We start from the raw sequence: 24,655 nt of genomic DNA, 5'->3' as shown, positions 1-24,655 counted from the left end.
GCCGGAAGGCCTAACCGGCCGCCCCGATCCCCCGCGCCATTCCCGACGCGGCAAACACGATGACCATCACGAGCACGGCCTGCCAATGGCCGATGCGCACATAGGTCCGTGCGCGGCCCAGATCGGGCATCTGCTGTTGCCGCGCGGCGATGCGCCAGCGGATCAGCCCGAGCATCGGCGCGATCTCGAGCAGCAGGATCAGCACGAGCGCGGTCATCTTGAGGTGGAAGAGCGGCGCGTGAAGGTAATACGCGGCGCCCTTCTCGAAGCCGCCGAACGCGCGCGCGAGCCCCGTCGCGATCAGCACCAGCGCGGACAATCCCCAGGCCGCGTCGGCCTTGAACACGCCGGGCAGGTCGGCGGCCTGCGCCGACGCGATGACCCGGCGCAGCGCGCGGTTGCGCCCCGCGATCGCGGCGAACGCGACGCCGAACGCCATCAGGTGAACGGCTGCCAGCAACCAGCGAACGATCATTGCGCCTCCTTGTCGCCCGCGCGCCGCGCAGGCCTTGTCAGACGATCTGCTTGAGCGCGGCGTCAAGCGCGAGCACCGCAACGCGGTCACCCTCGGTCGCGAGCGGCGCGCGCATCACGATCTGCCGGTTATGGCCGACGGCCGCCGGAGAATCCCACAGCAGTTCCACCTTCGGCCGCCGAAACAGGCTGCCGCGACGCGGCGGCACGACGGCCGCCTGCGCACCCTGCTCGGCCGCGGCGGACGCGCCCCGGCCGGGCCAGCGCACCGACAGTTCGCGCGCGTCGTACTGGCCGACCTTACGGCTCTCCATCCAGACGATCGCGGTACGCGTGAGCGTATCGAGCGAGATCGCGTAGCGGCCGACCGCGAAGCGTCGCGCGGCCACGTTGGTGCGCCACAGCGGCCGCGGGCGACACATCCACACGATCGCCGCATACAGCGCCGGCGCGGCAATGAGCCAACCGTTGGTCGCCGTCACCGCGTGCAGCGCACGGCGCCAGCCGGCCGCCCACGCGAACGCGCCGATCGACCACACGGCAAACAGGAAACCGATCAGCGCGAAGACCCGCAGCGCCTGGCGCAGCCACTGCGGCAGCGGATGGAACGGCCGCTCGGCGCGCGCGACGGCGCCCGGCAGCGCGAGCAGCAGGAAAATCAGCACGAGATAGACGAACGCCCACGGCGACGACACCATCGCCGACAGCGACGCGCGATAGCCCATCTGCGACATCGAGAACAGCCAGCGCGCGAGCAGCACGAGACCGATCGCGCGCAACGCGAAGATCACGCCGGCGCCGGGGGCCGGCGCTGCGCGCGTGGTTTTCGATCTCGCCAAGACTGCTCTCCTCTCGATGTTCGTGCGGGGCCGGATTTCGCGGCACGGCCATTATAGGGACATTACCGTCTGGACAGACGACCGGATGGCGTGCCGGGCCGCTTCCGGGACCGTTCGCGGCGCCGGGCGCGGCGAGAATACAACAGATCGGCGCCGCAGATGTGACAACGCCCCGCCGGGGACCCGGACGGGGCGTCAATGACGGCCTCAGCCGCAGTGCGGCCGACGCGCCGGCATCAGCCTGCGTTGACTTCGCGCAGCACCGTGCGGTGCTTCTGGCGCAGCAGTTCCTCGTAGCCCTTCACGTAGTTCTGCGCCATCACCTTCGACGAGAAACGTGCTTCGAACGCGGCGCGCACCTTCTCGCGCGGCAACGTATCGAGACGCTTGAGCGCCGCGACGGCCGACAGTTCGTCTTCGACGACGAAGCCCGACACGCCGTTTTCGATCACTTCCGGCACCGAACCGCGCTTGAATGCGATCACCGGCGTGCCGCAGGCCATCGCCTCGATCATCACCAGGCCGAACGGCTCCGGCCAGTCGATCGGGAACAGCAGCGCGTGCGCGTTGCCAAGGAATTCGGTCTTTTCCGATTCGCTGATTTCGCCGATGTACTCGACGTGCGGCAGCGCGAACAGCGGCTTGATCTTCTCTTCGTAGTACGCGCGGTCGGCCTTGTCGAGCTTCGCGGCGATCTTGATCGGCAGGCCGGCCTGCTCGGCGATGCGAATCGCGGTGTCGACGCGCTTCTCCGGCGAGATGCGGCCGAGGAATGCGAGGTAGCTCGGCTTCACGTTCGGGATCGGCGTCAGCAGGTTTTCCGGCAGGCCGTGGTACACGGTCGACAGCCAGTTCGCCTGCGGCAGCGGGATGCGCTGGTTGTCGGAGATCGACACGACCGGCACGTCGCTGAACGCGTTGAAGATCGGCTGCAGTTCCGGCAGGTCGAGACGGCCGTGCATCGTCGTCAGATGCGGGACCGGCTGGCGCGAGAACAGCGAGAACGGGTAGTAGTCGATGTGGCAGTGCAGGACGTCGAACTCTTCCGCACGGCGGCGCACCTGCTCGAGGAGCAGCATGTGCGGGGCCATCACGTCGCGGATCGTCGGGTCGAGGCGCAGCGCCTGCGGCCAGCACGCTTCGAGCTTCGCCGACGTTTGCGAATCGCCGCTCGCGAACAGCGTGACGTCATGCCCCATCTCGACAAGCGCTTCGGTGAGGTAGGACACCACTCGCTCGGTACCACCGTACAGTTTCGGGGGCACCGCTTCGTGCAACGGAGCGATTTGGGCGATTCGCATGCGTAACTCCTAAAAAATCGGCTAAAAACCAGGTATGGGTCGGCAACCTGCCGGCGGTCCGGGCTGGATGCATTTCGTCCGAAAATCGGACGAATCAGCCTGCCGGGGGCGTCGAACCCGCGCTGCTCAAGGAGCGTCGGCGACGCGACAGGCATAGAACGTTTGAAACGAAGACCCGTTGACAGGGGTTCGTAAAAACCTGGAATCGAACCCGGAGCCGATTATCTAGGGTTAATCCTGATACGGCGCACAACATTTCAAACACTTTACTTTGTTACAAAGGTGCAACACTTTGCAACCCGCGGACTTGGGCGTCCGTTCTAGAGTGGAAGGCCCTTTTGGCGTTCCGAGTCGTCCCCTCGCTGCCGGCATCGCGATTCCGGCGCATGCGGCAGGACGGATGCCGAATTTTATCTCAAAATTGGTCGCGCGCCCCTGACCAAGGCAAGATTCGCGCAGCGCAATGCACGGCCTTGTTTACAATGCCGGATTATTCAGTCCGGGCGACCGTGGGCTGCGATCCACCGATCCGCTCAATCACCGAATCACCGCACGCATATTTTGGAATCTCTCACCCCTGCCCAGCGCAACGCCCACAACGCGAAGCTGTCGAGCTACGCGCATCGGCCGATCGCGTTTCTGTTCCGCTACATCCGCCTGCATCCCGTCGCGCACCTGATCGTGCTCTGCAGCGTGCTGGCCGCCGTCGGCTGCGCGCTCGGCTCGCAATACGCGATCAAACACCTGATCGACGTGCTCGCGACCGGGCGTCATCATCCTGGCCCGCTGTGGAGTGCGTTCGCGCTGCTCGTCGGGCTGATCGCGGCCGACAACCTGCTGTGGCGCGTCGGCGGCTGGGTCGCCGCGCACACGTTCGTCGCGGTCACCGGCGACCTGCGGCGCGACCTGTTCCAGTACCTGATCGGCCATTCGCCGACGTACTACTCGGAAAAGCAGCCGGGCACGCTCGCGAGCCGCATCACCGCCACGTCGAACGCCGTCTATACGTCTGAGAACACGATGGCGTGGAATGTGCTGCCGCCGTGCATCGCGGTGATGGGCGCGATCCTGATGATCATCGTGGTGAACCCGCTGATGGCCGCCGGCCTGCTCGGCTGTTCGGCCGTGCTCTCGGTCGTGTTGTTCAAGCTTGCCGGGCGCGGTTCCGCGCGCCATCACGCGTTCGCGTCGAAGGCCGCGGCGGTCGACGGCGAGCTCGTCGACGTGATCGGCAACATGGGCCTCGTGCGCGCGTTCGGGATGACGCTGCGCGAACAGAAGCGCTTCGGCGCGACGGTGAAGGCCGAGATGGACGCGCGCCAGCAAAGCCTGCTCTATCTCGAGAAGCTGCGCCTGCTGCACGCGGTGATCACCGCGATGCTGTCCGCCGGCCTGCTCGGCTGGGCGCTGTGGCTGTGGGACCAAGGCCGCGCGACCTCCGGCGACATCGTACTCGTCAGCTCGCTCGGCTTCACGATCCTGCACGGCACGCGCGATCTGGCGGTCGCGCTCGTCGACGTCACGCAGCATGTGGCGCGCCTGTCCGAAGCCGTGAAGACGCTGCTCGAGCCGCACGGGATGCCGGACCGCTCCGACGCGCAACCGCTGTCGGCCAAGGGTGGGCGCGTCGATTTCGAACGCGTGACGTTCGCGTATCCGCATCGCCGCGCGATCCTCGACCACTTCGACCTCCATATCGAACCGGGCCAGCGCGTCGGCCTCATCGGCAAGTCGGGCGCCGGCAAGTCGACCGTGCTCGCGCTGCTGCAGCGCTTCTACGACACGCAGGACGGCGCCGTGAAGGTCGACGGGCAGGACGTGAAGGCGATCACGCAGGACAGCCTGCGGCACGCGATCGCGCTCGTGCCGCAAGACATCTCGCTGCTGCACCGGACCATCTACGACAATATCGCATACGGCCGCCCCGATGCGACCCGCGAGGAAGTGCTCGCCGCCGCGCGCGACGCCCGCTGCTCGGAGTTCATCGAGGCGATGCCGGAAGGCTATGACACGATCGTCGGCGACCGCGGCGTGAAGCTGTCGGGCGGCCAGCGCCAGCGCATCGCGATCGCGCGTGCGATCCTGAAGGATGCGCCGATCCTGCTGCTCGACGAAGCGACGTCCGCACTCGACAGCGCATCCGAGGAAGCGATCCAGAGCGCGCTCGACCGCCTGATGGTCGGCCGCACGGTGATCGCGATCGCGCACCGGCTGTCGACGCTGCGCAACTTCGACCGGATCATCGTGATGAGCAACGGCAAGGTGATCGACGACGGCAGCCCCGACGTGCTGCGCAACCGTCCGGGCCTGTACCGCGACCTGCTCGCGAAGCAGCACGGCCGCCATCACGCGCCCGACGGCACCGCACCGACCGGCGAACGCGTGGCCTGACGCCGCGCAGCGCAGCCGACAAAAAAAGCCGCCGTGCTTCGCGCACGGCGGCTTTTTTTCACGGCATCGCGCGGCCTCCGCCGTGCAGCGCGCGGGTTACACGCGCTGCAGGTCGCGCAGGAAGTTGTCGCGCCACACCGACACGTTGTTCTCGCGCAGCTGCGCGATCATGTCCGCATAGCGCGCGCGCCGCTCGGCGAGCGGCATCGTCAGCGCCTGCGACAGTGCATCGGCCATCCCGTCGATGTCGATCGGATTGACGATCAGCGCGCCCGTCAGCTCGCGCGCGGCGCCCGCGAAACGCGACAGCACGAGCACGCCCGGATCGTCCGGATTCTGCGCGGACACGTATTCCTTCGCGACGAGGTTCATGCCGTCGCGCAACGGCGTCACGAAGCCCACGCGCGCGAGGCGATACAGCGCGGCCAGCACCTGTCGGTCGTACTGGCGGTGAATGTAGAGGATCGGCGCCCAGTCGAGCTCCGCGTAGCGGCCGTTGATGCGCCCCGACTCCGCTTCGAGCTGCAGGCGAATGTCCTGGTACGCGCGCAGGTCGGCGCGCGTCGACGGCGCGATCTGCAGGAACGACACGCGGTTGCGGATCGACGCCTGGTGCTCCAGCAGCTTCTCGAACGCGCGGAACCGCTCGACGAGCCCCTTCGAATAATCCAGCCGGTCGACGCTCATGATCAGCTGGCGCCCGCGCAGCGACATGGCCATGCGCGCGGCCTTGCCGTTCTCGCCGGCCTGCGCGAGCGACGCGATCTCGTCCGGATACACGCCGATCGGATAGGCCGCCGCACGCAGCGTTTTGCCGAACGCGCTGACGCGCACCGTGCGCCCTTCGCGCGCCACTTCGCCGCCGGCCTCGAACTCGATGTAGTCGCAGAACGCGCGCAGGTCCGGCTCGGTCTGAAAGCCGAGCAGGTCGAACGCGCACAGCGACTCGACGAGTTCGCGATGCGGCGGCACGTTGACGAGCACCTGTGCGGCCGGAAACGGAATGTGCAGGAAAAAGCCGATGCAGTTCTTCACGCCGGCCGCACGAAGCGCACGCGCGAACGGGATCAGGTGATAGTCGTGCACCCAGATCACGTCGTCGTCCTGCAGCAGCGGCACGAGCTGCTGTGCGAGCCAGACGTTCACGCGGCTGTAGCCTTCGAACTCGTGGCGGTCGTACTGGATCAAGTCGGCGCGGTAATGAAACGCGGGCCACAGCGTCGCGTTCGAGAAACCTCGGTAGTACTGGTCGTAATCGCGACGTGACAGCCCGACGGTCGCGAACGTCACGGGGCCGCGCTCCTCGACCCGGATCTGCGGCGCACCAGACGCGACCACCTCGCCGCTCCAGCCGAACCACATGCCGCCCGTCTCCTTCAGCGCGTCGTACACGCCGATCGCGAGGCCGCCCGCCGCCGGCTCGCCTTCCGAAATCGGGGCGACGCGGTTCGAAACGATGATGAGTCGACTCATGCGCCCTGCTGCTCCGCGCCAAGCCAGCGGGCGATCTGCTCGTGCAGCGCGTCGACCGAGTCGAGCCGCGTGCGGGCCGACGTCTCGCCCGCGCCGACCTTGATCGACAGGCCGCCGCGCGCGTTGACCACCGCGAAGCCCTTCTCGTCGGTCAGGTCGTCGCCCGCGAACAGCGGCATGCGGCCCGCGAACGGCGGCTCGTCGAGAAACGCGGCCAGCGCGCGACCCTTGTCGACGCCCTTCGGCTTGATCTCGAATACCATCTTGCCGGGTTGCAGCACGTACGCATCCGCATATTCGGCGACGAGGCGCTCGGCCGCCTCGCGCGCGGCCGGCTCGCGCTCGGGTGCGTTGCGGTAATGCAGCGCGACGGCCGCACCCTTGATTTCGAGCAGCATGCCCGGATGACGGTCGACGACGGCCGCGAGCTCGCGCTCGATGCGCAGCAGCCGTTCGTCGTTGAAGCCGATACGCTGCGTGTCGCCGTTCGCATCGCGACGCTCGGCGCCGTGCAGGCCTGCGATCGGCAGGTCCGGCATGTTCAGGAACGTGTCGAGATTGTCGATGCCGCGACCCGACACGACGGCGACCGCACCGTGCGTGCGACGCCGCAGTTCATCGAGCAGCGTCAGCAGCGACGGTGGCACGTGAATGCTGTCGGGCGTCGGCGCCAGCTCGACGAGCGTGCCGTCGAAGTCGAAAAAGAACGCGGTATCGGTCAGGGACAGGGAAGCCGGAACGGATTGCATCGATTCGATGGTCTGAGGAGCGGCCTGCAAACGCGGGCCGCCGCTGCGAGAATGGAATTGTGCGCATCTTACCGCGCCTGCGTAGCGAGATGGGCGAAACCGGTGGCGGGCGAGCCTCGCGCAGCCATCCGCGTCAACTGCGACATATTGCCCCGCTCGCCCATGCCGTACGGGTTTCGAAAGGACGCAGGCGCAGGAATTGCGCTACAGTCTGCAACCGCCGGCCGCGCGACGCATGGCGCCGCGCCGGCCGACGACCGTTCCGTCCGATCGAGCCCCAGGATGTCGTCTGCCCGTCCCGCGCCGCACCGGCGCCTCTTCAGTCTGACCCGCTTCGTCCGCACGGTCGCGGCGCTGACCGCCGCCGTCGCGCTCGCCGCATGCACGCACGACGAGCCGAACTGGCACCTGACCAACGTCACGGGCCACCTGCCCGACCTGTCGTTCACGCTCACCGGCGGCGACGGCCAGGCAGTCGACGCGAACGCGTTTCGCGGCCGCGTCGCGCTCGTCTACTTCGGCTATACGCACTGTCCGGACGTCTGCCCCGAAACGATGGCACGGCTGATGGAAGTGCTCGCGAAGCTCGGCCCGCGGGCGAACGACGTGCGCATCCTGTTCGTCTCGGTCGACCCCGCGCGCGACACGCCGCAGACGATGCAGGCGTACGTCGCCGCGTTCGACGCCGCGCACGCGCGCGGCCTGACCGGCACCGACAGCCAGATCGAATCGCTCGCGAAACGCTATCGCGTCGCGTACCAGATGGAAAAACGCGATCCGTCCGGCGGCTACGAGGTTACGCACAGCTCGGCCGTCTACATCTTCGACGCGAACGGTCGCGCGCGCCTGCTCGCGACCGACCGCGATTCACCCGACGCCATCGCCGCCGATGTGCGCCGGATCATCGACACCGCCTCCACCACCTGAACTCCGACATGAAGACGCCCCTCAAGACGTTCGCCCTCCTCGCCGCGCTGTGCACCGGCGCGCACGCGTATGCCGCCGGCGCGATCATCGCGCAGAACGCATGGGTGCGCTGGCTGCCGAACAAGCTGCCCGCGGGCGGCTACGTGACGCTCGTCAACACGGGCGACAAACCGGTCGATCTCGTCGACGTCGACAGCCCCGACTACGGGATGGCGATGCTGCACCAGACCGTGTCGAACGGCTCGACGCAGAAGATGGAAATGGTCGACAAGCTGACGATCCCCGCGCGCGGCAAGGTCGACATCGCGCCGGGCGGCTATCACTTCATGCTCGAGGAACCCAGGCACACGATCAAGCCGGGCGACACCGTGCGCCTGCGCCTGAAGTTCTCCGATGGCGAGACGGTCGACACGCCGTTCGCCGTGAAGTCGCCGGCCCAGGCGAAGTGATGCGCGCGCGATGAACGTCCTGTACTGGCTCGATCCGTGGGAACCGTCGCCGACCGTGGTCATCGCGGTGCTGACGGCCGCCGTGCTGTTCGCGCGCGGCGTGAAGAAGGCGAAGGTGTCGCCGCTGCGGCAGTTCTCGTTCTGGCTCGGGCTGACGGCGCTCTACATCGCGCTCCATACCCGGCTCGACTACTTCTTCGAGCACGAATTCTTCATGCACCGTGCGCAGCACCTCGTGCTGCATCACCTCGGGCCGTTCTTCATCGCGCTGGCCTACCCGGGTGCGGCGATCCGCGCGGGCATACCGTTTCGCTGGCGGCAGCGCTTCGTGCGCCCCGCGCTCGCGTGGGCGCCCATGCGCGCGACGCTCGACGTGGTGTTCCATCCGGTCGTCGCGGTCGTGCTGTTCGTCGGGCTGATCTATTTCTGGCTGCTATCGCCGATCCACTTCATCGCGATGCTCGACTGGCGCCTGTATCGCGTGATGAACTGGAGCATGGTAATCGACGGGCTGCTGTTCTGGTGGCTCGTCGTCGATCCGCGTCCCGCGCCGCCCGCGCGGCTGTCACCGGGCCGCCGGATCCTGATCGTCGTTGCGGCGATCCCGCCGCAGATCGCGCTCGGTGCGCTGATCTTCTTCACGCCGCACGAGTTGTATCCGATCTACTCGATCTGCGGACGCGCATTCACGTGGCTCAGCCCGCTGCGCGACCAGCAGATCGGCGGCCTGCTGCTGTGGATCCCGGGTTCGATGATGAGCGTGATCGGCGCGCTGATCGCGCTGCGGCACTGGCTGCGACTGTCGGCGCGCGGCCGCCTGGTCGACGAACGGGCGGCCGCCCGGCACGCGCAAAACTCGTCGGTGACTCGCGCCGCCCACTGACGGCGCGGCGCGTCAGCCGCGCACGCTGGTCATCCACACGTGCGGGATGCCGTCCTCGTCGTGCACGTCCGAGCTCGGCGTGAAACCGAATGCCCCATAGAAGCGCTGCAGATGGGCTTGCGCATGCAGGCTCACCTGCGCATCCGGCCACTGCGCGCGGATGAACTCGAGCGCGCGCGACAGCAACGCGTTGCCGAGGCCCGCGCCGCGAAACGGCGCGGTCGTCAGCACGCGGCCGATGCGCACGTCAGTGTGCTGCGCATCCGGCAGCAGCACGCGCAGATAGCCGGCGAGGCGGCCCGCCGGGTCGTACGCGGCCAGGTGCCATGCGGCCTGATCCGCACCGTCGATGTCGCGATACACGCAGTTCTGCTCGACAACGAACACGGCGCTGCGCGCGTCGAGGATCGAATAGAGTTCACGCGCCGTCAGCGCGTCGAAGGATTTCCAGTGCCAGTCGAGATCGTCGGCGCGCACGGAGGCGGCAGGTGCGGAAGCGTTCATGGTCGGTCCTGAATCAAGCGCGCCGGCCGGCGCGCAGCAACCGATGATTATGCCTCGAAGCGCACGCGGCACGCGTGCAGCCGCGCCGCGCATGAAAAAAAGCCCCGCATTGCGCGGGGCCTGTCCGTCACACCGGCATCTGGCCGAAGCGGCCGCTGTTGAAATCGTCGATCGCGGTCCGGATTTCCTCTTGCGAGTTCATCACGAACGGCCCGTAACCGACGACCGGCTCATCGATCGGCTCGCCGCTCAGAATCAGCAGCTTGGCATCGCCGTTCGCTTCGATCTCGACGTCGCGGCCGTCGCGGCTCAGTTGCACGAACTGCGCTTCGCGGGCGACCGTCTCGCCGTTCACCAGCAATGTCCCGCTCAGCACGACCACCGCGAGCGTCCGCCCTTCGGCGATCGGGAACCGAGCACGGCCGCCTGCTGCAAGCCGCACGTCCCACACATCGATCGGCGTGTGCGTGCGGGCCGGGCCGCGCCGCCCGTCGAACTCGCCCGCGATGATCCGCGCGCGACCTGCGCCGTCCGGCAATTCGACCACCGGGATGTCCGCGTTCAGAAGCGTCTGATAACCGGGCGCACCCATCTTGTCGGCGGCGGGCAGGTTCACCCACAGCTGCACCATCTCGAGCGGGCCGCCACGCTTCGTGAACGCTTCCGAGTGAAATTCCTCGTGCAGGATCCCGCTCGCCGCCGTCATCCACTGCACGTCGCCCGGGCCGATCACGCCGCCCGCGCCGGTCGAGTCGCGGTGTGCGACTTCGCCGTCATAGACGATCGTCACCGTTTCGAACCCGCGGTGCGGATGCTGCCCCACCCCGCGCGGCGCCGAAGCCGGCTCGAAGTTCGCAGGACCGGCGTAGTCGAGCAGCAGGAACGGGCTCAGATGTGCGCCGTGAGACTGATAGCTGAACATCGAACGCACCGGGAAACCGTCGCCGACCCAATGACCGCGCGGCGCACTGTACACACCCTGGATCTTCTTCATTTGCCTTCTCCGAATTGCGGCGAAACACGTGTTTCGCATCCTGAGAAGGAATATAGAGGTGGAACGATCGATGCGGTAGACTGCCAAAATCGCACTCAGCGTTCTATTTCATGAACGATAACGAACGGGATCTGAACGATCTCTATTACTTCGTGCAGGTGGTCGAGCACGGCGGCTTCGCGCCGGCCGGACGCGCGCTGAACATGCCGAAATCGAAGCTGAGCCGCCGCATCGCGCTGCTTGAAGCGCGGCTCGGCATGCGGCTGATCCAGCGCTCGACACGCCGCTTCACTGTCACCGACGTCGGCCAGACCTATTACGCGCATTGTCGCGCGATGCTCGTCGAAGCGGACGCCGCCGACGAGGCGATCGCGCTGCTGCACGAGGAGCCGCGCGGCATCGTGCGGGTCAGTTGCCCGGTCGTGCTGCTCGATTCGCTGGTCGGCGCGATGATCGCCGCGTTCATGGTCACGTGCCCGCGCGTCGAGATTCATCTCGAAGCGACCAACCGGCGCGTCGACGTCGTCGGCGAAGGGATCGACGTCGCGATTCGCGTGCGCCCGCCGCCGCTCGAGGACAGCGATCTCGCATTGCGCGTGCTGGCCGAGCGCGGGCAGTGTCTCGTCGCGAGCCCCGCGTTGCTGCGCGAGCGCGGCGTGCCGGCCGTCCCCGCAGACCTGACCCGCTCGCCGAGCCTCGATCACGGCGTGCCGCAGGCCGCGCACGTATGGCGGCTGCGCGGCCCCGACGGCGCGCAGGCGGAAATCCATCACCAGCCGCGGCTCGTGACGGGCGGCATGCTCGCACTGCGTGCGGCGGCCGTCGCCGGCGTCGGCATCGTGCAGTTGCCGACGATGATGGTGCGCGACGAAGTCGCGCGCGGCGAACTGGCGACCGTGCTGCCGGACTGGGCACCGCGGCGCGAAATCGTGCACGCGGTGTTCGCGTCGCGGCGCGGGCTGCTGCCCGCGGTGCGCGCGCTGCTCGATTTCCTGGCCGAACGGTTCGCCGAGCTCGAACCTGATTGAACGACGGCGCTGCGCGTTCACCAGGGCGCCCGCGAACCACGCGCTGCAAACGAGCCGCGCGTGCCGTAGACTGCGGGACGCGCATCGCGCTTTTCACAATCCCGCTGCCCACAACCCTTTTCGCATTTCAGCCATGTTCACGCTGTCCACCGCCCCTCACGCCTCCAAGGCCGAACTCTATGCGACGCTCGTCGAGCAGGCACGCGCGCTCGTCGAAACGGAACGCGACCTGACCGCGAACGCCGCGAACTTCTCCGCGCTCGTCTATCACTCGCTCGACCGCCTGAACTGGGCCGGCTTCTATTTCTTCGACGGGACGGAACTCGTGGTCGGCCCGTTCCAGGGCAAGCCCGCGTGCGTGCGGATCGCGCTCGGCAAAGGTGTGTGCGGCACGGCCGCGCAGACCCGCGAGACGCAGGTCGTGCGCGACGTGCACGAATTCCCCGGCCATATCGCCTGCGATGCCGCGTCGGAATCGGAAATCGTCGTGCCGCTGGTGGCCGCCGACGGCACGCTGATCGGCGTGTGGGACGTCGACAGCCCCGTTGCCGCACGTTTCGATGACGAGGACCGCAACGGAATGGAAGCGCTGTGCCGCGTATTCGTCGAGCACGCATGGCAGAAGGCGCGCGGTTGAGCCGCGTGGCGCTGCGGGTCGCGGCGGTGGAGACGATCCTCTGCTGATCGCGCCGCGCGACTCCAAATGAAAAGGGCCCCATGACGGGGCCTTTTTCATTGCGCCGCTGCGTGCGGCACGCCGCGCGTCAGGCCGCGTGCGTGCCGGACAGCGCCGCGAACGCCGGCGGCTTCACATCGTCCGACAGGATCTCGAAGCCCTGCTCCGTCACGACGACCATGTGCTCCCATTGGGCGGATAGCGAATGGTCCTTGGTGACGACCGTCCAGCCGTCGGCCAGCACGCGCGTATCGCGCTTGCCCGCATTCAGCATCGGCTCGATCGTGAAGATCATCCCTGGCCGCAGCGGCACGCCGGTGCCCGGGCGGCCGTAGTGCAGCACCTGAGGCTCGTCGTGATACACGTCGCCGATCCCGTGCCCGCAATACTCGCGGACCACGCTGAACCCTTCTCGATGTGCGACCTGCTGGATCGCGTAGCCGACGTCGCCGAGCGTCGCGCCCGGACGAACCGCGCGGATGCCCGCATGCATCGCCTCGTAGGTCGTCGCGACGAGGCGCCGCGCCAGTTCGCCCGGCTCGCCGACGAAGTACATGCGGCTCGTGTCGCCGAACCAGCCGTCCTTGATCACCGCGATGTCGAGATTCACGATGTCGCCGTCGCGCATCGGCCGCGACGACGGAATGCCGTGACAGACCACGTGATTGACCGACGTGCACAGGGTTTTCGGATACCCGTGGTAGCCAATGTTCGCCGGGATCGCGCGGAGTTCGTCAACGATGTATTCGCGGCAGCGCGCATCCAGCTCGTCGGTGGTGACGCCCGGCTTCACGTGCTCGGTGATCATCGTCAGCACCTGGGACGCGAGCTTCGCAGCCTCGCGCGACCTGGCGATTTCCGCGGCACCGCGGATCGGGATTTCGCGTCTCGCCATCACGCCACCTGCTCGATGCCGTGGGCGACCGACTCTGTCGGCCCGGCATCGCCGCCGCGCGCTTCGGTCTCGATCAGCATCCGGCAGATATCGCCGTAGGACAGTGACGGATTGAGCTCCGCCAGCATCCCGACGCGCAGCCAGTGCTCCGCCTGTGCATTGATCGAACGGCTCAGCGCGGTGCTGGTCGAGCGCAGCCGTTCGTGCATGTGCTCGGATATCTTGATGATTCCCATATGTCTCTAATTAAACGAAATATAGCTGTTTCGTATATTACGCTCGCCCGGGTCGTCCGGCAAGCACGCGACCGACAGCGAATCGTCATCCCGCGACGGCAGGAATTCCGTTGACATCAAATTCCAGCTTGCTGGACAATAAATCCATCATGCAAGAATCAACCGCTGCCCCCGCTGACGACACCGGCATCAACGAACGCATTGCCCGGCGCGTGCGCGACCTGCGCACGCTGCGAGGCTACACGCTGGATGCGCTCGCCGCGCGTTCCGGCGTCAGCCGTTCGATGATTTCGCTCATCGAGCGTGCGTCGGCGAGCCCGACGGCCGTCGTGCTCGACAAGCTCGCGGCCGGTCTGGGCGTGTCGCTGGCCGGGCTGTTCGCCGGCGATCGCGACGCCGCACCCGCGCAGCCGCTGGTGCGGCGCGCACAGCAGGCGGAATGGCGCGATCCGGCATCCGGGTACGTGCGGCGCAATCTGTCGCCGCCCGGATGGCCGTCGCCGATCCAGCTCGTCGAGGTCGATTTCCCGCCCGGCGCGCGCGTCGCGTACGACTCCGGCGGGCGCGAAAGCGCGCTGCATCAACAGGTGTGGGTCGTCCGCGGGTGCATCGACGTCACATTCGGCGATCAGCTTCACAAACTACACGAAGGCGACTGTCTGGCCATGCGCGTCGATCAGCCGCTGGTTTTCAGCAACCCGTCGTCGCACGTCGCGCGCTATGTCGTCGCGATCTGCGATGCCCCCGCCGCCATCGGCGCGCGGAATGTGTCATCCGTTCAAGGCCGACAGGCGCAGGAGCCCGTATGAATTCCCCGACACCGCGCGACGACGTGCGCCTGATCGATTGCAACGAGGCCGAGCATGCCGAGGCCATTCTCGAGATCCTGAACGATGCGATCTTGCACTCCACCGCGCTGTACGACTACCAGCCTCGCCCACCGGAAGCGATGGTCACCTGGTTCGCGACGAAGCGCGCCGGCGGGTTTCCGGTCGTCGGCGCGGTCGACGAATCGGGCACACTGGTCGGCTTCGCGAGCTGGGGCACGTTCCGCGCGTTCCCGGCGTTCAAGTACACGGTCGAGCACAGCGTCTACGTCCACCGCGACCATCGCGGCCGCGGGCTCGGCGAATTGCTGCTGCGCGAGTTGATCCGGCGTGCGCGCGAAGCTGACGTGCATTTGCTGGTCGGCTGCATCGACGCCACCAACAGCGGCAGCGTCGCGCTGCATACGCGGCTCGGCTTCGCGCACTCGGGCACGATCACCGAAGCGGGCTTCAAGTTCGGCCGCTGGCTCGATGCGGCGTTCTATCAGCTGAGGCTCGACACGCCGGCACGGCCGGTCGACGGCTGACCGGCATCGCCGAACGTTCGGCATGCTCATGATGACGCGGCCGGTATGGACGACCCGCAGCACGCCCATCGCTTCGCCCGCGACAACGCGCGATCGCCCCCCCTCCCCACCGGAGCGCGTTGTCGCCCCTCCTCCGGGCCTTCCCAGGCCGAGGCCTCGCCCCTTTGCCCCGTGACCGCACGTGTGACGTTCGCCGCATTCTTCTGCGAGAACGGTAGCGATACGGTATTCCCCAGCGGCCGCAGCACGGCCGCGTACCGATCCATCACCCGGAGAATGCCGTATGAAAACGCCCCCTGTCCTGTCGCACCTTGCCGGATCGCGACGCGATGCCGGCCTCGCGCGCCGCGCGGCCCGACGCGTTGCGTGGTCGCTTGCCGCCCTCCCGCTTTTCTGCGGACAAGCTTTCGCGGCCGCCGCGTGTCCGACGCCGTTCGCGTTGAGCGGCAACACCGATCTGCTGTGGAAGGAAGTCACCAACAACCAGTGGCGCAACATGCTGCCGCGCGGCTGGACCGACAACGGTTTTCATTTCTACAGCCGGGTGCGCAGCCGCGGGCCGGAGAACGGCATCAACACGCCGTCGGACCTCGAATCGGAAATCCGCAAACAGGTGTCGGACGAACCCGCCGCCGGCGGCAACCCGAATCGGCGGACGATCACGCTGCCGATACTGAACAGCAAGGGCCAGCATCTGCTCGCGATTTACGACTACGACGGCAAGAGCACGTCGAAGTGCGAGTTGGTGACGCTGACATATCCGGCGGAATAGATGAGCGAATGAGGCGCGGAAAAAAGAAAAGCCCCGCCGAAGCGGGGCTTTTTCTTTTCTTACCTGGAGGCGCGAGCCGGAGTCGAACCGGCCTAAACGGCTTTGCAGGCCGCTGCATAACCGCTTTGCTATCGCGCCAAAAGCGGACTGTCCGGATGCCGTGGCGGCAAGCGACAGATTCTTTATTCGAGGACCATCAGTCCATCAAATAAAAAGGGAAGCGTGGCTTCCCCATTACTTGGAGCGGGAGACGAGTCTCGAACTCGCGACCTCAACCTTGGCAAGGTTGCGCTCTACCAACTGAGCTACTCCCGCATTGTCCTGCACCTGCAGCGCTTTGCCATTCAACACGCTGCCAGAAAAATCTGGAGCGGGAGACGAGTCTCGAACTCGCGACCTCAACCTTGGCAAGGTTGCGCTCTACCAACTGAGCTACTCCCGCATGTGTCCTGCATCTGCAGCGCTTTGCCGTACAACACGCTGCCAGAAAAAAACTGGAGCGGGAGACGAGTCTCGAACTCGCGACCTCAACCTTGGCAAGGTTGCGCTCTACCAACTGAGCTACTCCCGCGTATTGCTACGCTACTGCTTCCCCGTCACACGCTTACTTCGTCGTGCAGCGGAGAAGCGAGATTATGTCGAAGGCACATTCGTGTGTCAAGGGCTTTTCCAGCCCTTTTTCCAAAAACCTGCGCAACCGACCATGCGGGGCCAATCACGCGCCGCCTCGCTCGCGAATCTGCGGCCACGCAAGCTTCATGTAGTACAGCATCGACCAGATCGTCAGCACCGCGGCGAGATACATCAGCCACTCGCCCCACACGCGCGTATCGATCGTCGCGATACCGAGCGGCAGCGGGCCGTAGTACAGCAGCATCGGGATCGCGACCATCTGGCACGCGGTCTTGAACTTGCCGAGCTGGTTGACCGCGACGCTCTTCGACGCGCCGATCTGTGCCATCCATTCGCGTAGCGCCGAGATCGCGATCTCGCGGCCGACGATCACGAGCGCGATCGCCGCATCGACCCGCGAAATCTGCACGAGGATCAGCAGCGCGGCGGTCACCATCAGCTTGTCAGCAACCGGATCGAGGAACGCGCCGAACGACGACGTCTGGTTCCACTTGCGGGCGAGAAACCCGTCGAACCAGTCGGTCAGCGCGGCGAGAATGAAGATCGCCGCCGCCGCGAGGTTGCGGTGCGCGCCGCCCATCACCGTGTCCGGCAGATAGAACACGCCGACGACGAGCGGGATCAGCACGATCCGTACCCACGTCAGGAAAATCGGGAAATTGAACGGCATGGCAGGCGGGTCAGTAAAGGATTTGCAATTGTGCCGTGTCGACCGGCCTGCCACAAGAACGCGAGATCGCGCGCAGGAGCCGCCGGCCGCACGGCCGCTTCAGTGAAGCTGCTTGTAGATCTGCTCGGCGAGTGCGTGCGAGATACCGTCGACGCTCGCCAGTTCCTCGACGCTCGCGGCGACCACGCCGCGCAGCCCGCCGAACCGCGCGAGCAGTCGCTGCCGGCGTTTCGCGCCGATCCCTTCGAGCTCCTCGAGCCGCGAGGTCTGGCGCGCCTTCGCCCGCTTCGCGCGCATTCCGGTGATCGCAAAACGATGCGCCTCGTCGCGGATCTGCGCGACGAGCATCAGCGCGGCACTCTCCTTGCCGAGTTCGAGCGGCGCGCGACCGTCCGCGAACACGAGCGTCTCGAGGCCGACCTTGCGCCCTTCGCCCTTCGCGACGCCCACCAGCATTGACGTGTCGAGCCCGAGTTCGGTGAACACCTGTCGCGCGATCTCGACCTGCCCCTTGCCGCCATCGATCAGCACGATATTCGGCAGCAGGCTCGATGCCTCGGCCTTGCGCGTCGATTCGCCGTCGATGCCGGCTGCGTCGTCGGCGGCCGCCGCCTGCGCGGCCTGCTCGACCATCTTCTCGTAACGGCGCGTCAGCACCTGCCGCATGGCCGCGTAATCGTCGCCCGGCGTGATCCCGGTGATGTTGTAGCGACGGTACTCGCCCGATTGCATCTTGTGATGGTGATATACGACGCACGACGCCTGCGTCGCCTCGCCCATCGTGTGGCTGATGTCGAAACATTCGATCCGCAGCGTGGCAAGATCGTCGCATTCGAAGCTGAGCGTCTCCGCGAGCGCGCGCGTGCGGGCCTGCTGCGAGCCCTGCTCGGACAGCAACCGTGCGAGCGCAATCTGCGCGTTCTGCTCGGCCATCGACAGCCACGCGCGCCGCTGCCCCTGCGGCTGCCGCACCAGCGAGACCTTGTGACCGGCCTGCTCGGACAGCAAGTCGAGCAGGTCGCGGCTCGCGGGCGCGTGGCTTACGACCAGCACGGGCGGCACGCGATTGCCGAGATAGTGCTGCGCGATGAACGCATCGAGCACCTCGGCCTCCACCGACGCCCCCGCGTCGCGCGCTACGGCAGCGTCTTCCTCGGGTGTCTCGGGCAATGCCGCGACGGTTTCGTCGGCTGCGTCCGCCGCCTCGGCTTCGTCGCCGAGCCCGCCTTCGGCAAGCGTCAGCGCGCTTTCGACGTGCGTCGGGAAATACGCCTTGTCGCCGAGATGCCGGCCGCCGCGCACCATCGCCAGGTTCACGCACACGCGCCCGCCCTGCGCGACGACCGCCAGGATGTCGACGTCGCTGTCGCTGCCGACCTCGATCGCCTGCTGGTGCAGCACCGTCGCGAGCGAGCTCATCTGGTTGCGCACGGCGGCCGCCTGCTCGAACTTCAGCTCGGCCGCGAACGCATGCATCTTCTGCTCGAGCTCCTTCATCACTTCCGACTGCCGACCGAGCAGAAACCGCGCGGCATTCGACACGTCGATCGCGTAGTCGTCCTCGGAAATCGCGCCGACGCACGGCGCCGTGCAGCGCCCGATCTGATGGAGCAGGCATGGCCGCGTGCGGTTGTTGAAGACCGAATCCTCGCAGGTGCGCAGCTGGAACACGCGCTGCAGGATCTGGATGCTCTCGCGCACGGCCCATGCGCTCGGGAACGGCCCGAAGTACTGGTTCTGCTTGTCGACCGAGCCGCGGTAGTAAGCCATGCGCGGAAAGCGGTGCGCGGTGAGCTTCAGGTACGGATACGACTTGTCGTCGCGAAACAGGATGTTGTAGCGCGGCGTGAGCGCCTTGATCAGATTGTTCTCGAGCAGCAGCGCTTCGGCCTCCGAGCGCGTGACGGTCGTCTCGATGCGTGCGATGCGCGTGACCATCATCGCGATGCGCGGCGACAGCTGCGTCTTCGTGAAATAGCTGGATACGCGCTTCTTCAGGTCGCGCGCCTTGCCTACGTAAAGTACGGCGCCCGCCGTGTCGTAGTAGCGGTAGACGCCCGGCATGTGCGGCAACTGCGCGAGGATCTTCTTGGGTTCGAACGGGATGTCGGCGGCTTCTGGGGATGTCATGCGTGATCCGGGTGCCTTGTGGCGCGGAACGGGTCCATTAGAATCGCCAGTTTAGAGCATTCACCGGTCCGCTTCGATGCCCCGCACCACCCCCGCCTCCCATGCGCCGCTCGCACCCGACGAACCGATCGCGTGCGACCTCTTCTGCACCGTGATCGACAACTTCGGCGACATCGGCGTGTGCTGGCGCCTCGCGCGCCAGCTCGCACACGAGCACGGCTGGCAGGTGCGCCTGTTCGTCGACGATCTGCGCACCTTCGCGCGTCTGCTGCCGGGGGTCGATCCCGATGCCGGACGGCAGACGCTCGACGCCATCGTGATCGAACACTGGCATGCGGAAGCCGGCGACGCGCTGGAGATCGCCGACGTCGTGATCGAGGCGTTCGCGTGCGAGCTGCCCGGCGCGTATCTCGCGGCGATGGCGCGCCGCGCTCGCCGCCCCGTGTGGATCAATCTCGAATACCTGAGCGCCGAGGACTGGGTCGCCGATTTCCATCTGCGGCCGTCGCCCCATCCGCGGTACCCGCTGCTGAAGACGTTCTTCTTCCCGGGACTATCGGCCGGCACGGGCGGCGTGCTGAAGGAACGCGACCTCGACGCGCGCCGCACGGCCTTCGAAGCCGACACGGCAGCGCGCGCCGCCTGGTGGCGGCAGGCGATCGGCGACGCGCCGCCGGCGCCGGGTACGACCGTCGTCAGCCTCTTCGCCTATGAAAATCCGGCCGTCGATGCGCTGCTCGCGCAGTGGCGCGACGGCCCGTCGCCCGTCATCGCGCTCGTGCCTGCCGGCCGCGTATCGCCGGCCGTCGCGCGTTTCTTCGGGGTCGAATCGTTCGGCGCCGGCGCGCGCGCGGCCGCCGGCAACCTGACCGCTTACGGGCTCGCGTTCGTCCCGCAGGCGGACTATGACCCGCTGCTGTGGGTGTCCGACATCAACTTCGTGCGCGGCGAGGACTCGTTCGTTCGCGCGCAATGGGCGCGCAAACCGTTCGTGTGGCACATCTACCCGCAGGCCGACGACGCGCACCTGCCGAAGCTCGACGCCGCGCTCGCGCACCTGTCGGCCGGCCTCGCCGACGCGCCGCGCGCCGCGCTCGAGCGCTTCTGGCACGCATGGAACGGCGGCGACACGCCCGATTGGGCCGATTTGCTGCAACACCGTGCCGCGCTGGACGCCAACGCGGCATGCTGGGCCGACGCGCTGGCGGGCGTCGGCGATCTCGCCGGAAAGCTGGCGGAATACGCAAAATCTCAGTTAAAATAAGCGGTTATCCGACGGCTGACCACGCAAGCGCTCGCGTTTTGGGGCTCTTGGCACCCACCGGAACGCCCCCGCTTGCGCCGTCAGCCGTTGTGCAACGCTCAGGCACCTATTTATTTGATTGGATCAGGACAGTTTTTTATGAAGACCGCACAGGAACTCCGCGTAGGCAACGTCGTGCAGATCGGCAGCGACGCATGGGTCATCGCAAAGACGGAATACAACAAGTCGGGCCGTAACGCCGCCGTCGTCAAGATGAAGATGAAGAACCTGCTGACGAACGCAGGCCAGGAATCGGTCTACAAGGCTGACGACAAGTTCGACGTCGTCGTGCTCGACCGCAAGGAAGTGACGTACTCGTACTTCGCCGATCCGATGTACGTGTTCATGGACGCCGACTACAACCAGTACGAAGTCGAAGCGGAAATGATGGGCGAAGCGCTGAACTACCTCGAAGACGGCATGGCTTGCGAAGTCGTGTTCTACAACGAGAAGGCGATCTCGGTCGAACTGCCGACGATCCTGGTTCGCGAGATCACCTACACGGAACCGGCCGTCAAGGGCGACACGTCGTCGGGCAAGGTGCTGAAGAACGCCAAGCTCGCGACGGGCTTCGAACTGCAAGTGCCGCTGTTCTGCAGTACCGGCGACAAGATCGAAATCGATACGCGCACGAACGAATATCGCAGCCGCGCGTAATCGCTCGCGATTTCCGGATCGAACAAAGCGCCCTTCGGGGCGCTTTTTGTTTGCCTGCCGCCAACAGCACCGGTGCGTCGGCACCATCGATAATACAAAATCCAGCACTAAAGGTATTCAATTTGTATCATCGGTAACTGTTTTATAGCGACAAAGAAATAATGTACGTCAGGCGTTCAGCGGGGCATAAAATCAGTTTTTAATCTGACATGCGGCTGCGGCCGGCTCGACAGCCGACAGCCCGCCTCTCTTGACTCGACTCGCGTCCACCATGCCACACGCCCTGATTGTCGAAGACGATCCCAACAGTCTGTCCGGCCTGACCGCCCTGCTCGCCGCGGACGGCTTCTCGGTCGACACGGCCACGTCGCTCGCCGAGGCACGCACGGCGCTCGGCCGCTCGATTCCCGATGTCGTCCTGGTCGACCTGAACCTGCCGGACGGCAGCGGATTTGACCTGCTCCAGCATCTGCCGCAGCAGCAGCCGAACGGTTCGCTGCCGGTGATCGTGCTGACGGGCAACGCGACGGTCGAGAGCGCGATCGAAGGCCTGCGTCACGGCATCTGGGACTACTTGCTGAAGCCGATCAACATTCCGCGCCTGCGCAGCCTGCTGGCCCGGATTCCGCGCCCCTACGAACTGATCGACGAAGTGCGGACGCTGCGCGCGTCGCTGCGCCACCTGGGCCGTTTCGGCGCGCTGGTGGGCCGCAGCGAGGCGATGCAGCACGTGTACGACATGATCGAGCACAACGCCGGCACCGAAACGGCCGTGCTGTTCACCGGCGAAGCCGGCACGGGCAAGAAGCTGACCGCGCGCACGCTGCACGAACTGAGCCGGCGCCGCAAGGGGCCGTTCGTGTCGTTCGACTGCCGCACGATCGCGCATGCCGGGCGTCACGGAGCGTCGCTCGACAGCGTGCTGTTCGGCCATGAACGCGGCGCGTTCGACGGCGCCGAGCGGCGCGAATCGGGCCTGTTCGAACAGGCCGGCGGCGGCACGCTGTTCCTCGACGAGATCACCGCACTGCCGCTCGTGCTGCAGGAAGCGCTGCTGCATGCGCTCGACTCGCAGAACTTCATGCGGATCGGCGGCACGAGCTCGATCGCGAGCGACTTCCGGCTGATCGCGGCCACGCGCCGCCCGGCCCGCGAGGCGGTCGCGAACGGCACGCTGCGCGAGGATCTGTGGCTGCGTCTCGATGCGGCGTCGATCACGATGCCGCCGCTGCGCGAGCGCGAGGGTGATGCGCTCGCCATCGCGGACGCGCTTATCGACGAACTCAACCGCGAAGCGAGCGCCACCGGTCGCAGCACGACCGACAAGCGCGCGGCACCGGGCTTCGTGCGCGAATGCCTGTCCTACGAATGGCCCGGCAACGTGCGCGAATTGCAGGAGCGCGTGCGTTTCGCCTATGACGCGTCCGGCGATTTCATCGAAACGCTGCGCGCGGGCGAAGCGAGCTTCGCGGCTGGCGCCGCGCTGAACGGCAGCAGCGTGCAGATCAAGGTCGGCACCCCGCTGTCCGACGTCGAGGACCTGCTGATCCGCGCGACGCTCGACGCGGTCGGCGGCACGCGCCATCGGGCGGCGACGCTGCTCGGCATCAGCCCCAAGACGCTGTACAACAAGCTGCAGCGGATGAAGGTCAACTGACCGCGCCGCAGTTGTTCGGGGCGCGGGCGGGAGTTGACGGTTAGTTGCGTAAGGCCATGTCGCCTTGCGCCTCGCCCCGCCTCGATGGAAAAGCAAAAAGCCGCGCTTCTGCGCGGCTTTTTGCTTTCGACAACGGGAAAGACGACATCACGCCGCCCTTCTCCGCTTACGCCAGCGCGCTGCTCAGCAGCGCCTGCGCCTGCAGATACTCGGGTTGCGCGATCAGCTTGTCCCACTTGAGCGGCTTGCCGCGCGCCCGCATCCGCTTGATGCGCCGCACCGACTCGGCCGACGCCTGGGCCTTCAGCCCGTTCAGCACGACCTCGGCCGCGTCCGGCTGGTTGCAGACGAGCACCATGTCGCAGCCGGCGGCGAGCGCTGCGTCAGCCGCCTGCGTGAGCGTGCCGCCTTCGCGTGCCGCCTCCATCGACAGGTCGTCGCTGAAGATCGCGCCCGTGAAGCCGAGCTGCCCGCGCAGGATGTCCTGCAGCCACACGCGCGAGAAGCCCGCGGGTCGCTTGTCGACCTGCGTGTAGATCACGTGCGCGGGGATGACCGCGGAGAGTGACAGGCCGAGCCAGTCGTACGGGGCGATGTCCTGCTTGAGGATCGCGTCGAGCGGCCGGTCGTCGGTCGGCAGTGCGACGTGCGAATCGGCTTCCGCGAAGCCGTGCCCCGGGAAATGCTTGCCGCAGTTCGCCATGCCCGCGAGCGACAAACCGTGGTTCAGGCTCTTCGCGAGCAGCGTGACGACACGCGGGTCGCGATGGAATGCGCGATCGCCGATCACCTTCGAGTGCCCGTAGTCGAGATCGAGCACCGGCGTAAAGCTCATGTCGATCCCGCAGGCACGCAGTTCGGCGGCCAGGATGTAGCCGACGGCGGTCGCGACCTTCGTCGCGAGCAGCACGTCGCGGTCCCACAGTTCGCCGAGGCGACGCATCGCGGGCAGCACCGTGAAGCCGTCGGTGCGGAACCGCTGCACGCGGCCGCCTTCGTGATCGACGGCGATCAGGATGTCTTCGCGCACCGCGCGGATCGAGTCGGTCAGCGCCGTCAGTTGCGCACGATTCTGGAAGTGCCGCGCAAACAGGATCACGCCGCCGGTATTCGGATGCGCGAGGCGCCGCGCATCGTCGCGCGACAGGGTCGTGCCGACGACGTCGAGCATGACCGGGCCGGGAGTCGTTTTCATCGAATCGGAATTCCGTCAGGAGGGGGTTCGGGAAACAGGTGCAGGTGCAGTGCCAGGCGCGGCGTCCGTTTCGGCGACCACGAACGACACCGCGTAGTCGCGTTCGTCGCTGACCGTCACGCGCGCCGTGATGCCACGCGCGGCAAGCCAGTCGGCCAGCTCGCCCGAAGCGACTACGTACGGCTCGCCGCTGCGCTGGTTGAGCGTCTGCAGCGCGCGCCACGTCATCGGCCAGTGCATGCCGAGCCCGATCGCCTTCGAGAACGCCTCCTTCGCGGAAAAGCGCGTCGCGAGAAACGCGATGCCGCGCGCCTCCGAGCGCGCACGGCGAGCCTGGAACACGCGCAGCTCGTCGGGGCCCAGCACCTTCTCGGCGAACCGGCCGCCCGTGCGCTCGAGCACGGCCGCGATGCGGCTCACCTGGACGATGTCGGTGCCGATGCCGTAGATCGCCATCTCAACGCC

25 protein-coding genes and 4 tRNA genes are annotated in these 24,655 nt (G+C 66.8%); 12 read left to right on the top strand and 17 right to left on the bottom strand.

Annotated features, from left to right (window positions below):
* Positions 1–10: 10 nt before the first annotated feature.
* The 3 genes from LGM71_RS03000 to LGM71_RS02990 all read right to left on the bottom strand — a co-directional run bounded on the left by LGM71_RS03000 (position 11) and on the right by LGM71_RS02990 (position 2,614).
* Positions 11–475, bottom strand: a complete 465-nt coding sequence (locus tag LGM71_RS03000; RefSeq protein WP_226113968.1) for a DUF2214 family protein — start codon at positions 473–475, stop codon at positions 11–13.
* 37 nt (positions 476–512) lie between these two features.
* Positions 513–1,313, bottom strand: coding sequence for a hypothetical protein (locus LGM71_RS02995; protein ID WP_059599137.1), 801 nt, complete (start codon positions 1,311–1,313; stop codon positions 513–515).
* A 236-nt stretch (positions 1,314–1,549) separates the two neighbouring features.
* Positions 1,550–2,614 carry a glycosyltransferase family 4 protein gene (locus LGM71_RS02990; RefSeq protein ID WP_059599136.1) on the bottom strand — a complete coding sequence of 355 codons (1,065 nt, stop codon included), beginning with the start codon at positions 2,612–2,614 and terminating at the stop codon, positions 1,550–1,552.
* 561 nt (positions 2,615–3,175) lie between these two features.
* Here LGM71_RS02990 and LGM71_RS02985 point away from each other — a divergent pair.
* Positions 3,176–5,005, top strand: a complete 1,830-nt coding sequence (locus tag LGM71_RS02985) for an ABC transporter ATP-binding protein (protein WP_124902096.1) — start codon at positions 3,176–3,178, stop codon at positions 5,003–5,005.
* Positions 5,006–5,101: 96 nt separating this feature from the next.
* On the opposite strand, the gene otsA is transcribed toward LGM71_RS02985, so the two are convergent.
* A complete protein-coding gene (otsA, locus tag LGM71_RS02980; RefSeq protein WP_226113967.1) occupies positions 5,102–6,478 on the bottom strand; it encodes an alpha,alpha-trehalose-phosphate synthase (UDP-forming) in 1,377 nt (458 codons plus the stop codon).
* Positions 6,475–7,227, bottom strand: coding sequence for a trehalose-phosphatase (gene otsB / locus LGM71_RS02975; RefSeq protein ID WP_124902098.1), 753 nt, complete (start codon positions 7,225–7,227; stop codon positions 6,475–6,477). Before otsB ends, otsA begins: the two co-directional genes overlap by 4 nt.
* Positions 7,228–7,509: 282 nt before the next feature.
* Between otsB and LGM71_RS02970 the strand changes: the two genes are divergently transcribed.
* Genes LGM71_RS02970 through LGM71_RS02960 form a run of 3 tightly spaced genes read left to right on the top strand, consistent with a single transcriptional unit; the run spans position 7,510 to position 9,486 of the window.
* Positions 7,510–8,154: an SCO family protein gene (locus LGM71_RS02970; protein WP_226113965.1), complete on the top strand. Its 645-nt coding sequence runs from the start codon at positions 7,510–7,512 to the stop codon at positions 8,152–8,154.
* Positions 8,155–8,162: 8 nt separating this feature from the next.
* A complete protein-coding gene (locus LGM71_RS02965) occupies positions 8,163–8,603 on the top strand; it encodes a copper chaperone PCu(A)C (RefSeq protein WP_124623294.1) in 441 nt (146 codons plus the stop codon).
* Positions 8,604–8,613: 10 nt separating this feature from the next.
* Positions 8,614–9,486 carry a cytochrome c oxidase assembly protein gene (locus tag LGM71_RS02960; protein WP_226113963.1) on the top strand — a complete coding sequence of 291 codons (873 nt, stop codon included), beginning with the start codon at positions 8,614–8,616 and terminating at the stop codon, positions 9,484–9,486.
* A 12-nt stretch (positions 9,487–9,498) separates the two neighbouring features.
* Here the strand turns inward: LGM71_RS02960 and LGM71_RS02955 are convergent, their stop codons facing one another.
* Positions 9,499–9,990: a GNAT family N-acetyltransferase gene (locus LGM71_RS02955; protein WP_226113961.1), complete on the bottom strand. Its 492-nt coding sequence runs from the start codon at positions 9,988–9,990 to the stop codon at positions 9,499–9,501.
* A 127-nt stretch (positions 9,991–10,117) separates the two neighbouring features.
* Positions 10,118–10,984, bottom strand: coding sequence for a pirin family protein (locus LGM71_RS02950; protein ID WP_124902100.1), 867 nt, complete (start codon positions 10,982–10,984; stop codon positions 10,118–10,120).
* Between the two features lie 110 nt (positions 10,985–11,094).
* Here LGM71_RS02950 and LGM71_RS02945 point away from each other — a divergent pair, with 110 nt between their 5' ends.
* The gene (locus LGM71_RS02945) at positions 11,095–12,012 is read left to right on the top strand and encodes a LysR family transcriptional regulator (protein ID WP_226113959.1); all 918 of its coding nucleotides are present in this window, start codon (positions 11,095–11,097) and stop codon (positions 12,010–12,012) included.
* 133 nt (positions 12,013–12,145) lie between these two features.
* Positions 12,146–12,649 (top strand): GAF domain-containing protein, encoded by a 504-nt coding sequence (locus tag LGM71_RS02940; RefSeq protein ID WP_124623302.1) that lies wholly within the window; start codon positions 12,146–12,148, stop codon positions 12,647–12,649.
* Between the two features lie 127 nt (positions 12,650–12,776).
* On the opposite strand, the gene map is transcribed toward LGM71_RS02940, so the two are convergent.
* Complete coding sequence (gene map, locus LGM71_RS02935; RefSeq protein ID WP_124623304.1) at positions 12,777–13,583, bottom strand: type I methionyl aminopeptidase; 807 nt, start codon at positions 13,581–13,583, stop codon at positions 12,777–12,779.
* A complete protein-coding gene (locus tag LGM71_RS02930) occupies positions 13,583–13,819 on the bottom strand; it encodes a ParD-like family protein (protein ID WP_059523699.1) in 237 nt (78 codons plus the stop codon). The genes map and LGM71_RS02930 overlap by 1 nt, the downstream gene beginning before the upstream one ends.
* A gap of 149 nt (positions 13,820–13,968) precedes the next feature.
* Between LGM71_RS02930 and LGM71_RS02925 the strand changes: the two genes are divergently transcribed.
* The 3 genes from LGM71_RS02925 to LGM71_RS02915 all read left to right on the top strand — a co-directional run bounded on the left by LGM71_RS02925 (position 13,969) and on the right by LGM71_RS02915 (position 15,945).
* Entirely contained in the window at positions 13,969–14,628 is a 660-nt protein-coding gene (locus tag LGM71_RS02925) for a helix-turn-helix domain-containing protein (RefSeq protein ID WP_226113957.1), read from the top strand.
* Positions 14,625–15,173: a GNAT family N-acetyltransferase gene (locus LGM71_RS02920; protein ID WP_226113956.1), complete on the top strand. Its 549-nt coding sequence runs from the start codon at positions 14,625–14,627 to the stop codon at positions 15,171–15,173. Before LGM71_RS02925 ends, LGM71_RS02920 begins: the two co-directional genes overlap by 4 nt.
* Positions 15,174–15,456: 283 nt before the next feature.
* Positions 15,457–15,945 carry a hypothetical protein gene (locus LGM71_RS02915; protein WP_226113954.1) on the top strand — a complete coding sequence of 163 codons (489 nt, stop codon included), beginning with the start codon at positions 15,457–15,459 and terminating at the stop codon, positions 15,943–15,945.
* 64 nt (positions 15,946–16,009) lie between these two features.
* Here LGM71_RS02915 and LGM71_RS02910 read toward each other — a convergent pair.
* The 6 genes from LGM71_RS02910 to uvrC all read right to left on the bottom strand — a co-directional run bounded on the left by LGM71_RS02910 (position 16,010) and on the right by uvrC (position 19,378).
* Positions 16,010–16,083 (bottom strand) — tRNA-Cys (locus LGM71_RS02910).
* 101 nt (positions 16,084–16,184) lie between these two features.
* Positions 16,185–16,260 (bottom strand) — tRNA-Gly (locus tag LGM71_RS02905).
* A 51-nt stretch (positions 16,261–16,311) separates the two neighbouring features.
* Positions 16,312–16,387: transfer RNA gene (locus LGM71_RS02900), tRNA-Gly, on the bottom strand.
* 53 nt (positions 16,388–16,440) lie between these two features.
* Positions 16,441–16,516: transfer RNA gene (locus LGM71_RS02895), tRNA-Gly, on the bottom strand.
* Between the two features lie 144 nt (positions 16,517–16,660).
* Positions 16,661–17,248 carry a CDP-diacylglycerol--glycerol-3-phosphate 3-phosphatidyltransferase gene (pgsA, locus tag LGM71_RS02890; protein ID WP_006757520.1) on the bottom strand — a complete coding sequence of 196 codons (588 nt, stop codon included), beginning with the start codon at positions 17,246–17,248 and terminating at the stop codon, positions 16,661–16,663.
* 99 nt (positions 17,249–17,347) lie between these two features.
* Positions 17,348–19,378 (bottom strand): excinuclease ABC subunit UvrC, encoded by a 2,031-nt coding sequence (gene uvrC / locus LGM71_RS02885; protein ID WP_226113952.1) that lies wholly within the window; start codon positions 19,376–19,378, stop codon positions 17,348–17,350.
* A gap of 76 nt (positions 19,379–19,454) precedes the next feature.
* Here uvrC and earP point away from each other — a divergent pair, with 76 nt between their 5' ends.
* From earP to LGM71_RS02870, 3 genes are all read left to right on the top strand, one after another.
* Positions 19,455–20,642: an elongation factor P maturation arginine rhamnosyltransferase EarP gene (gene earP / locus LGM71_RS02880; protein ID WP_226113950.1), complete on the top strand. Its 1,188-nt coding sequence runs from the start codon at positions 19,455–19,457 to the stop codon at positions 20,640–20,642.
* Between the two features lie 138 nt (positions 20,643–20,780).
* Positions 20,781–21,338, top strand: coding sequence for an elongation factor P (efp, locus tag LGM71_RS02875; RefSeq protein WP_059607070.1), 558 nt, complete (start codon positions 20,781–20,783; stop codon positions 21,336–21,338).
* A 271-nt stretch (positions 21,339–21,609) separates the two neighbouring features.
* Positions 21,610–22,995: a sigma-54-dependent transcriptional regulator gene (locus tag LGM71_RS02870; protein WP_124623316.1), complete on the top strand. Its 1,386-nt coding sequence runs from the start codon at positions 21,610–21,612 to the stop codon at positions 22,993–22,995.
* Between the two features lie 166 nt (positions 22,996–23,161).
* Here LGM71_RS02870 and nagZ read toward each other — a convergent pair whose 3' ends face one another.
* Entirely contained in the window at positions 23,162–24,190 is a 1,029-nt protein-coding gene (nagZ, locus tag LGM71_RS02865) for a beta-N-acetylhexosaminidase (RefSeq protein WP_226113948.1), read from the bottom strand.
* A gap of 15 nt (positions 24,191–24,205) precedes the next feature.
* The gene (acpS, locus tag LGM71_RS02860; protein WP_124902108.1) at positions 24,206–24,646 is read right to left on the bottom strand and encodes a holo-ACP synthase; all 441 of its coding nucleotides are present in this window, start codon (positions 24,644–24,646) and stop codon (positions 24,206–24,208) included.
* Positions 24,647–24,655 lie beyond the last annotated feature (9 nt).

The sequence above is a fragment of the Burkholderia sp. AU33545 genome, assembly GCF_020419685.1.
GTDB lineage: Bacteria > Pseudomonadota > Gammaproteobacteria > Burkholderiales > Burkholderiaceae > Burkholderia > Burkholderia diffusa.
Note: the sequence above shows the minus strand (reverse complement) of the source record. Positions and strands in the feature narration are given on the sequence as shown.

Bases quoted from the DNA above. Each gene is read 5' to 3' on its own strand.
- earP (WP_226113950.1), top strand. From the start codon at position 19,455: ATGCCCCGCACCACCCCCGCCTCCCATGCGCCGCTCGCACCCGACGAA.
- LGM71_RS02945 (WP_226113959.1), top strand. From the start codon at position 11,095: ATGAACGATAACGAACGGGATCTGAACGATCTCTATTACTTCGTGCAG.
- LGM71_RS02915 (WP_226113954.1), top strand. From the start codon at position 15,457: ATGAAAACGCCCCCTGTCCTGTCGCACCTTGCCGGATCGCGACGCGAT.
- efp (WP_059607070.1), top strand. From the start codon at position 20,781: ATGAAGACCGCACAGGAACTCCGCGTAGGCAACGTCGTGCAGATCGGC.
- acpS (WP_124902108.1), bottom strand. From the start codon at position 24,646: ATGGCGATCTACGGCATCGGCACCGACATCGTCCAGGTGAGCCGCATC.
- LGM71_RS02955 (WP_226113961.1), bottom strand. From the start codon at position 9,990: ATGAACGCTTCCGCACCTGCCGCCTCCGTGCGCGCCGACGATCTCGAC.
- LGM71_RS02950 (WP_124902100.1), bottom strand. From the start codon at position 10,984: ATGAAGAAGATCCAGGGTGTGTACAGTGCGCCGCGCGGTCATTGGGTC.
- LGM71_RS03000 (WP_226113968.1), bottom strand. From the start codon at position 475: ATGATCGTTCGCTGGTTGCTGGCAGCCGTTCACCTGATGGCGTTCGGC.
- uvrC (WP_226113952.1), bottom strand. From the start codon at position 19,378: ATGACATCCCCAGAAGCCGCCGACATCCCGTTCGAACCCAAGAAGATC.
- map (WP_124623304.1), bottom strand. From the start codon at position 13,583: ATGGCGAGACGCGAAATCCCGATCCGCGGTGCCGCGGAAATCGCCAGG.
- LGM71_RS02990 (WP_059599136.1), bottom strand. From the start codon at position 2,614: ATGCGAATCGCCCAAATCGCTCCGTTGCACGAAGCGGTGCCCCCGAAA.
- LGM71_RS02970 (WP_226113965.1), top strand. From the start codon at position 7,510: ATGTCGTCTGCCCGTCCCGCGCCGCACCGGCGCCTCTTCAGTCTGACC.
- LGM71_RS02965 (WP_124623294.1), top strand. From the start codon at position 8,163: ATGAAGACGCCCCTCAAGACGTTCGCCCTCCTCGCCGCGCTGTGCACC.
- LGM71_RS02940 (WP_124623302.1), top strand. From the start codon at position 12,146: ATGTTCACGCTGTCCACCGCCCCTCACGCCTCCAAGGCCGAACTCTAT.
- LGM71_RS02960 (WP_226113963.1), top strand. From the start codon at position 8,614: ATGAACGTCCTGTACTGGCTCGATCCGTGGGAACCGTCGCCGACCGTG.
- pgsA (WP_006757520.1), bottom strand. From the start codon at position 17,248: ATGCCGTTCAATTTCCCGATTTTCCTGACGTGGGTACGGATCGTGCTG.
- LGM71_RS02870 (WP_124623316.1), top strand. From the start codon at position 21,610: ATGCCACACGCCCTGATTGTCGAAGACGATCCCAACAGTCTGTCCGGC.
- LGM71_RS02920 (WP_226113956.1), top strand. From the start codon at position 14,625: ATGAATTCCCCGACACCGCGCGACGACGTGCGCCTGATCGATTGCAAC.
- LGM71_RS02925 (WP_226113957.1), top strand. From the start codon at position 13,969: ATGCAAGAATCAACCGCTGCCCCCGCTGACGACACCGGCATCAACGAA.
- nagZ (WP_226113948.1), bottom strand. From the start codon at position 24,190: ATGAAAACGACTCCCGGCCCGGTCATGCTCGACGTCGTCGGCACGACC.
- otsA (WP_226113967.1), bottom strand. From the start codon at position 6,478: ATGAGTCGACTCATCATCGTTTCGAACCGCGTCGCCCCGATTTCGGAA.
- LGM71_RS02930 (WP_059523699.1), bottom strand. From the start codon at position 13,819: ATGGGAATCATCAAGATATCCGAGCACATGCACGAACGGCTGCGCTCG.
- otsB (WP_124902098.1), bottom strand. From the start codon at position 7,227: ATGCAATCCGTTCCGGCTTCCCTGTCCCTGACCGATACCGCGTTCTTT.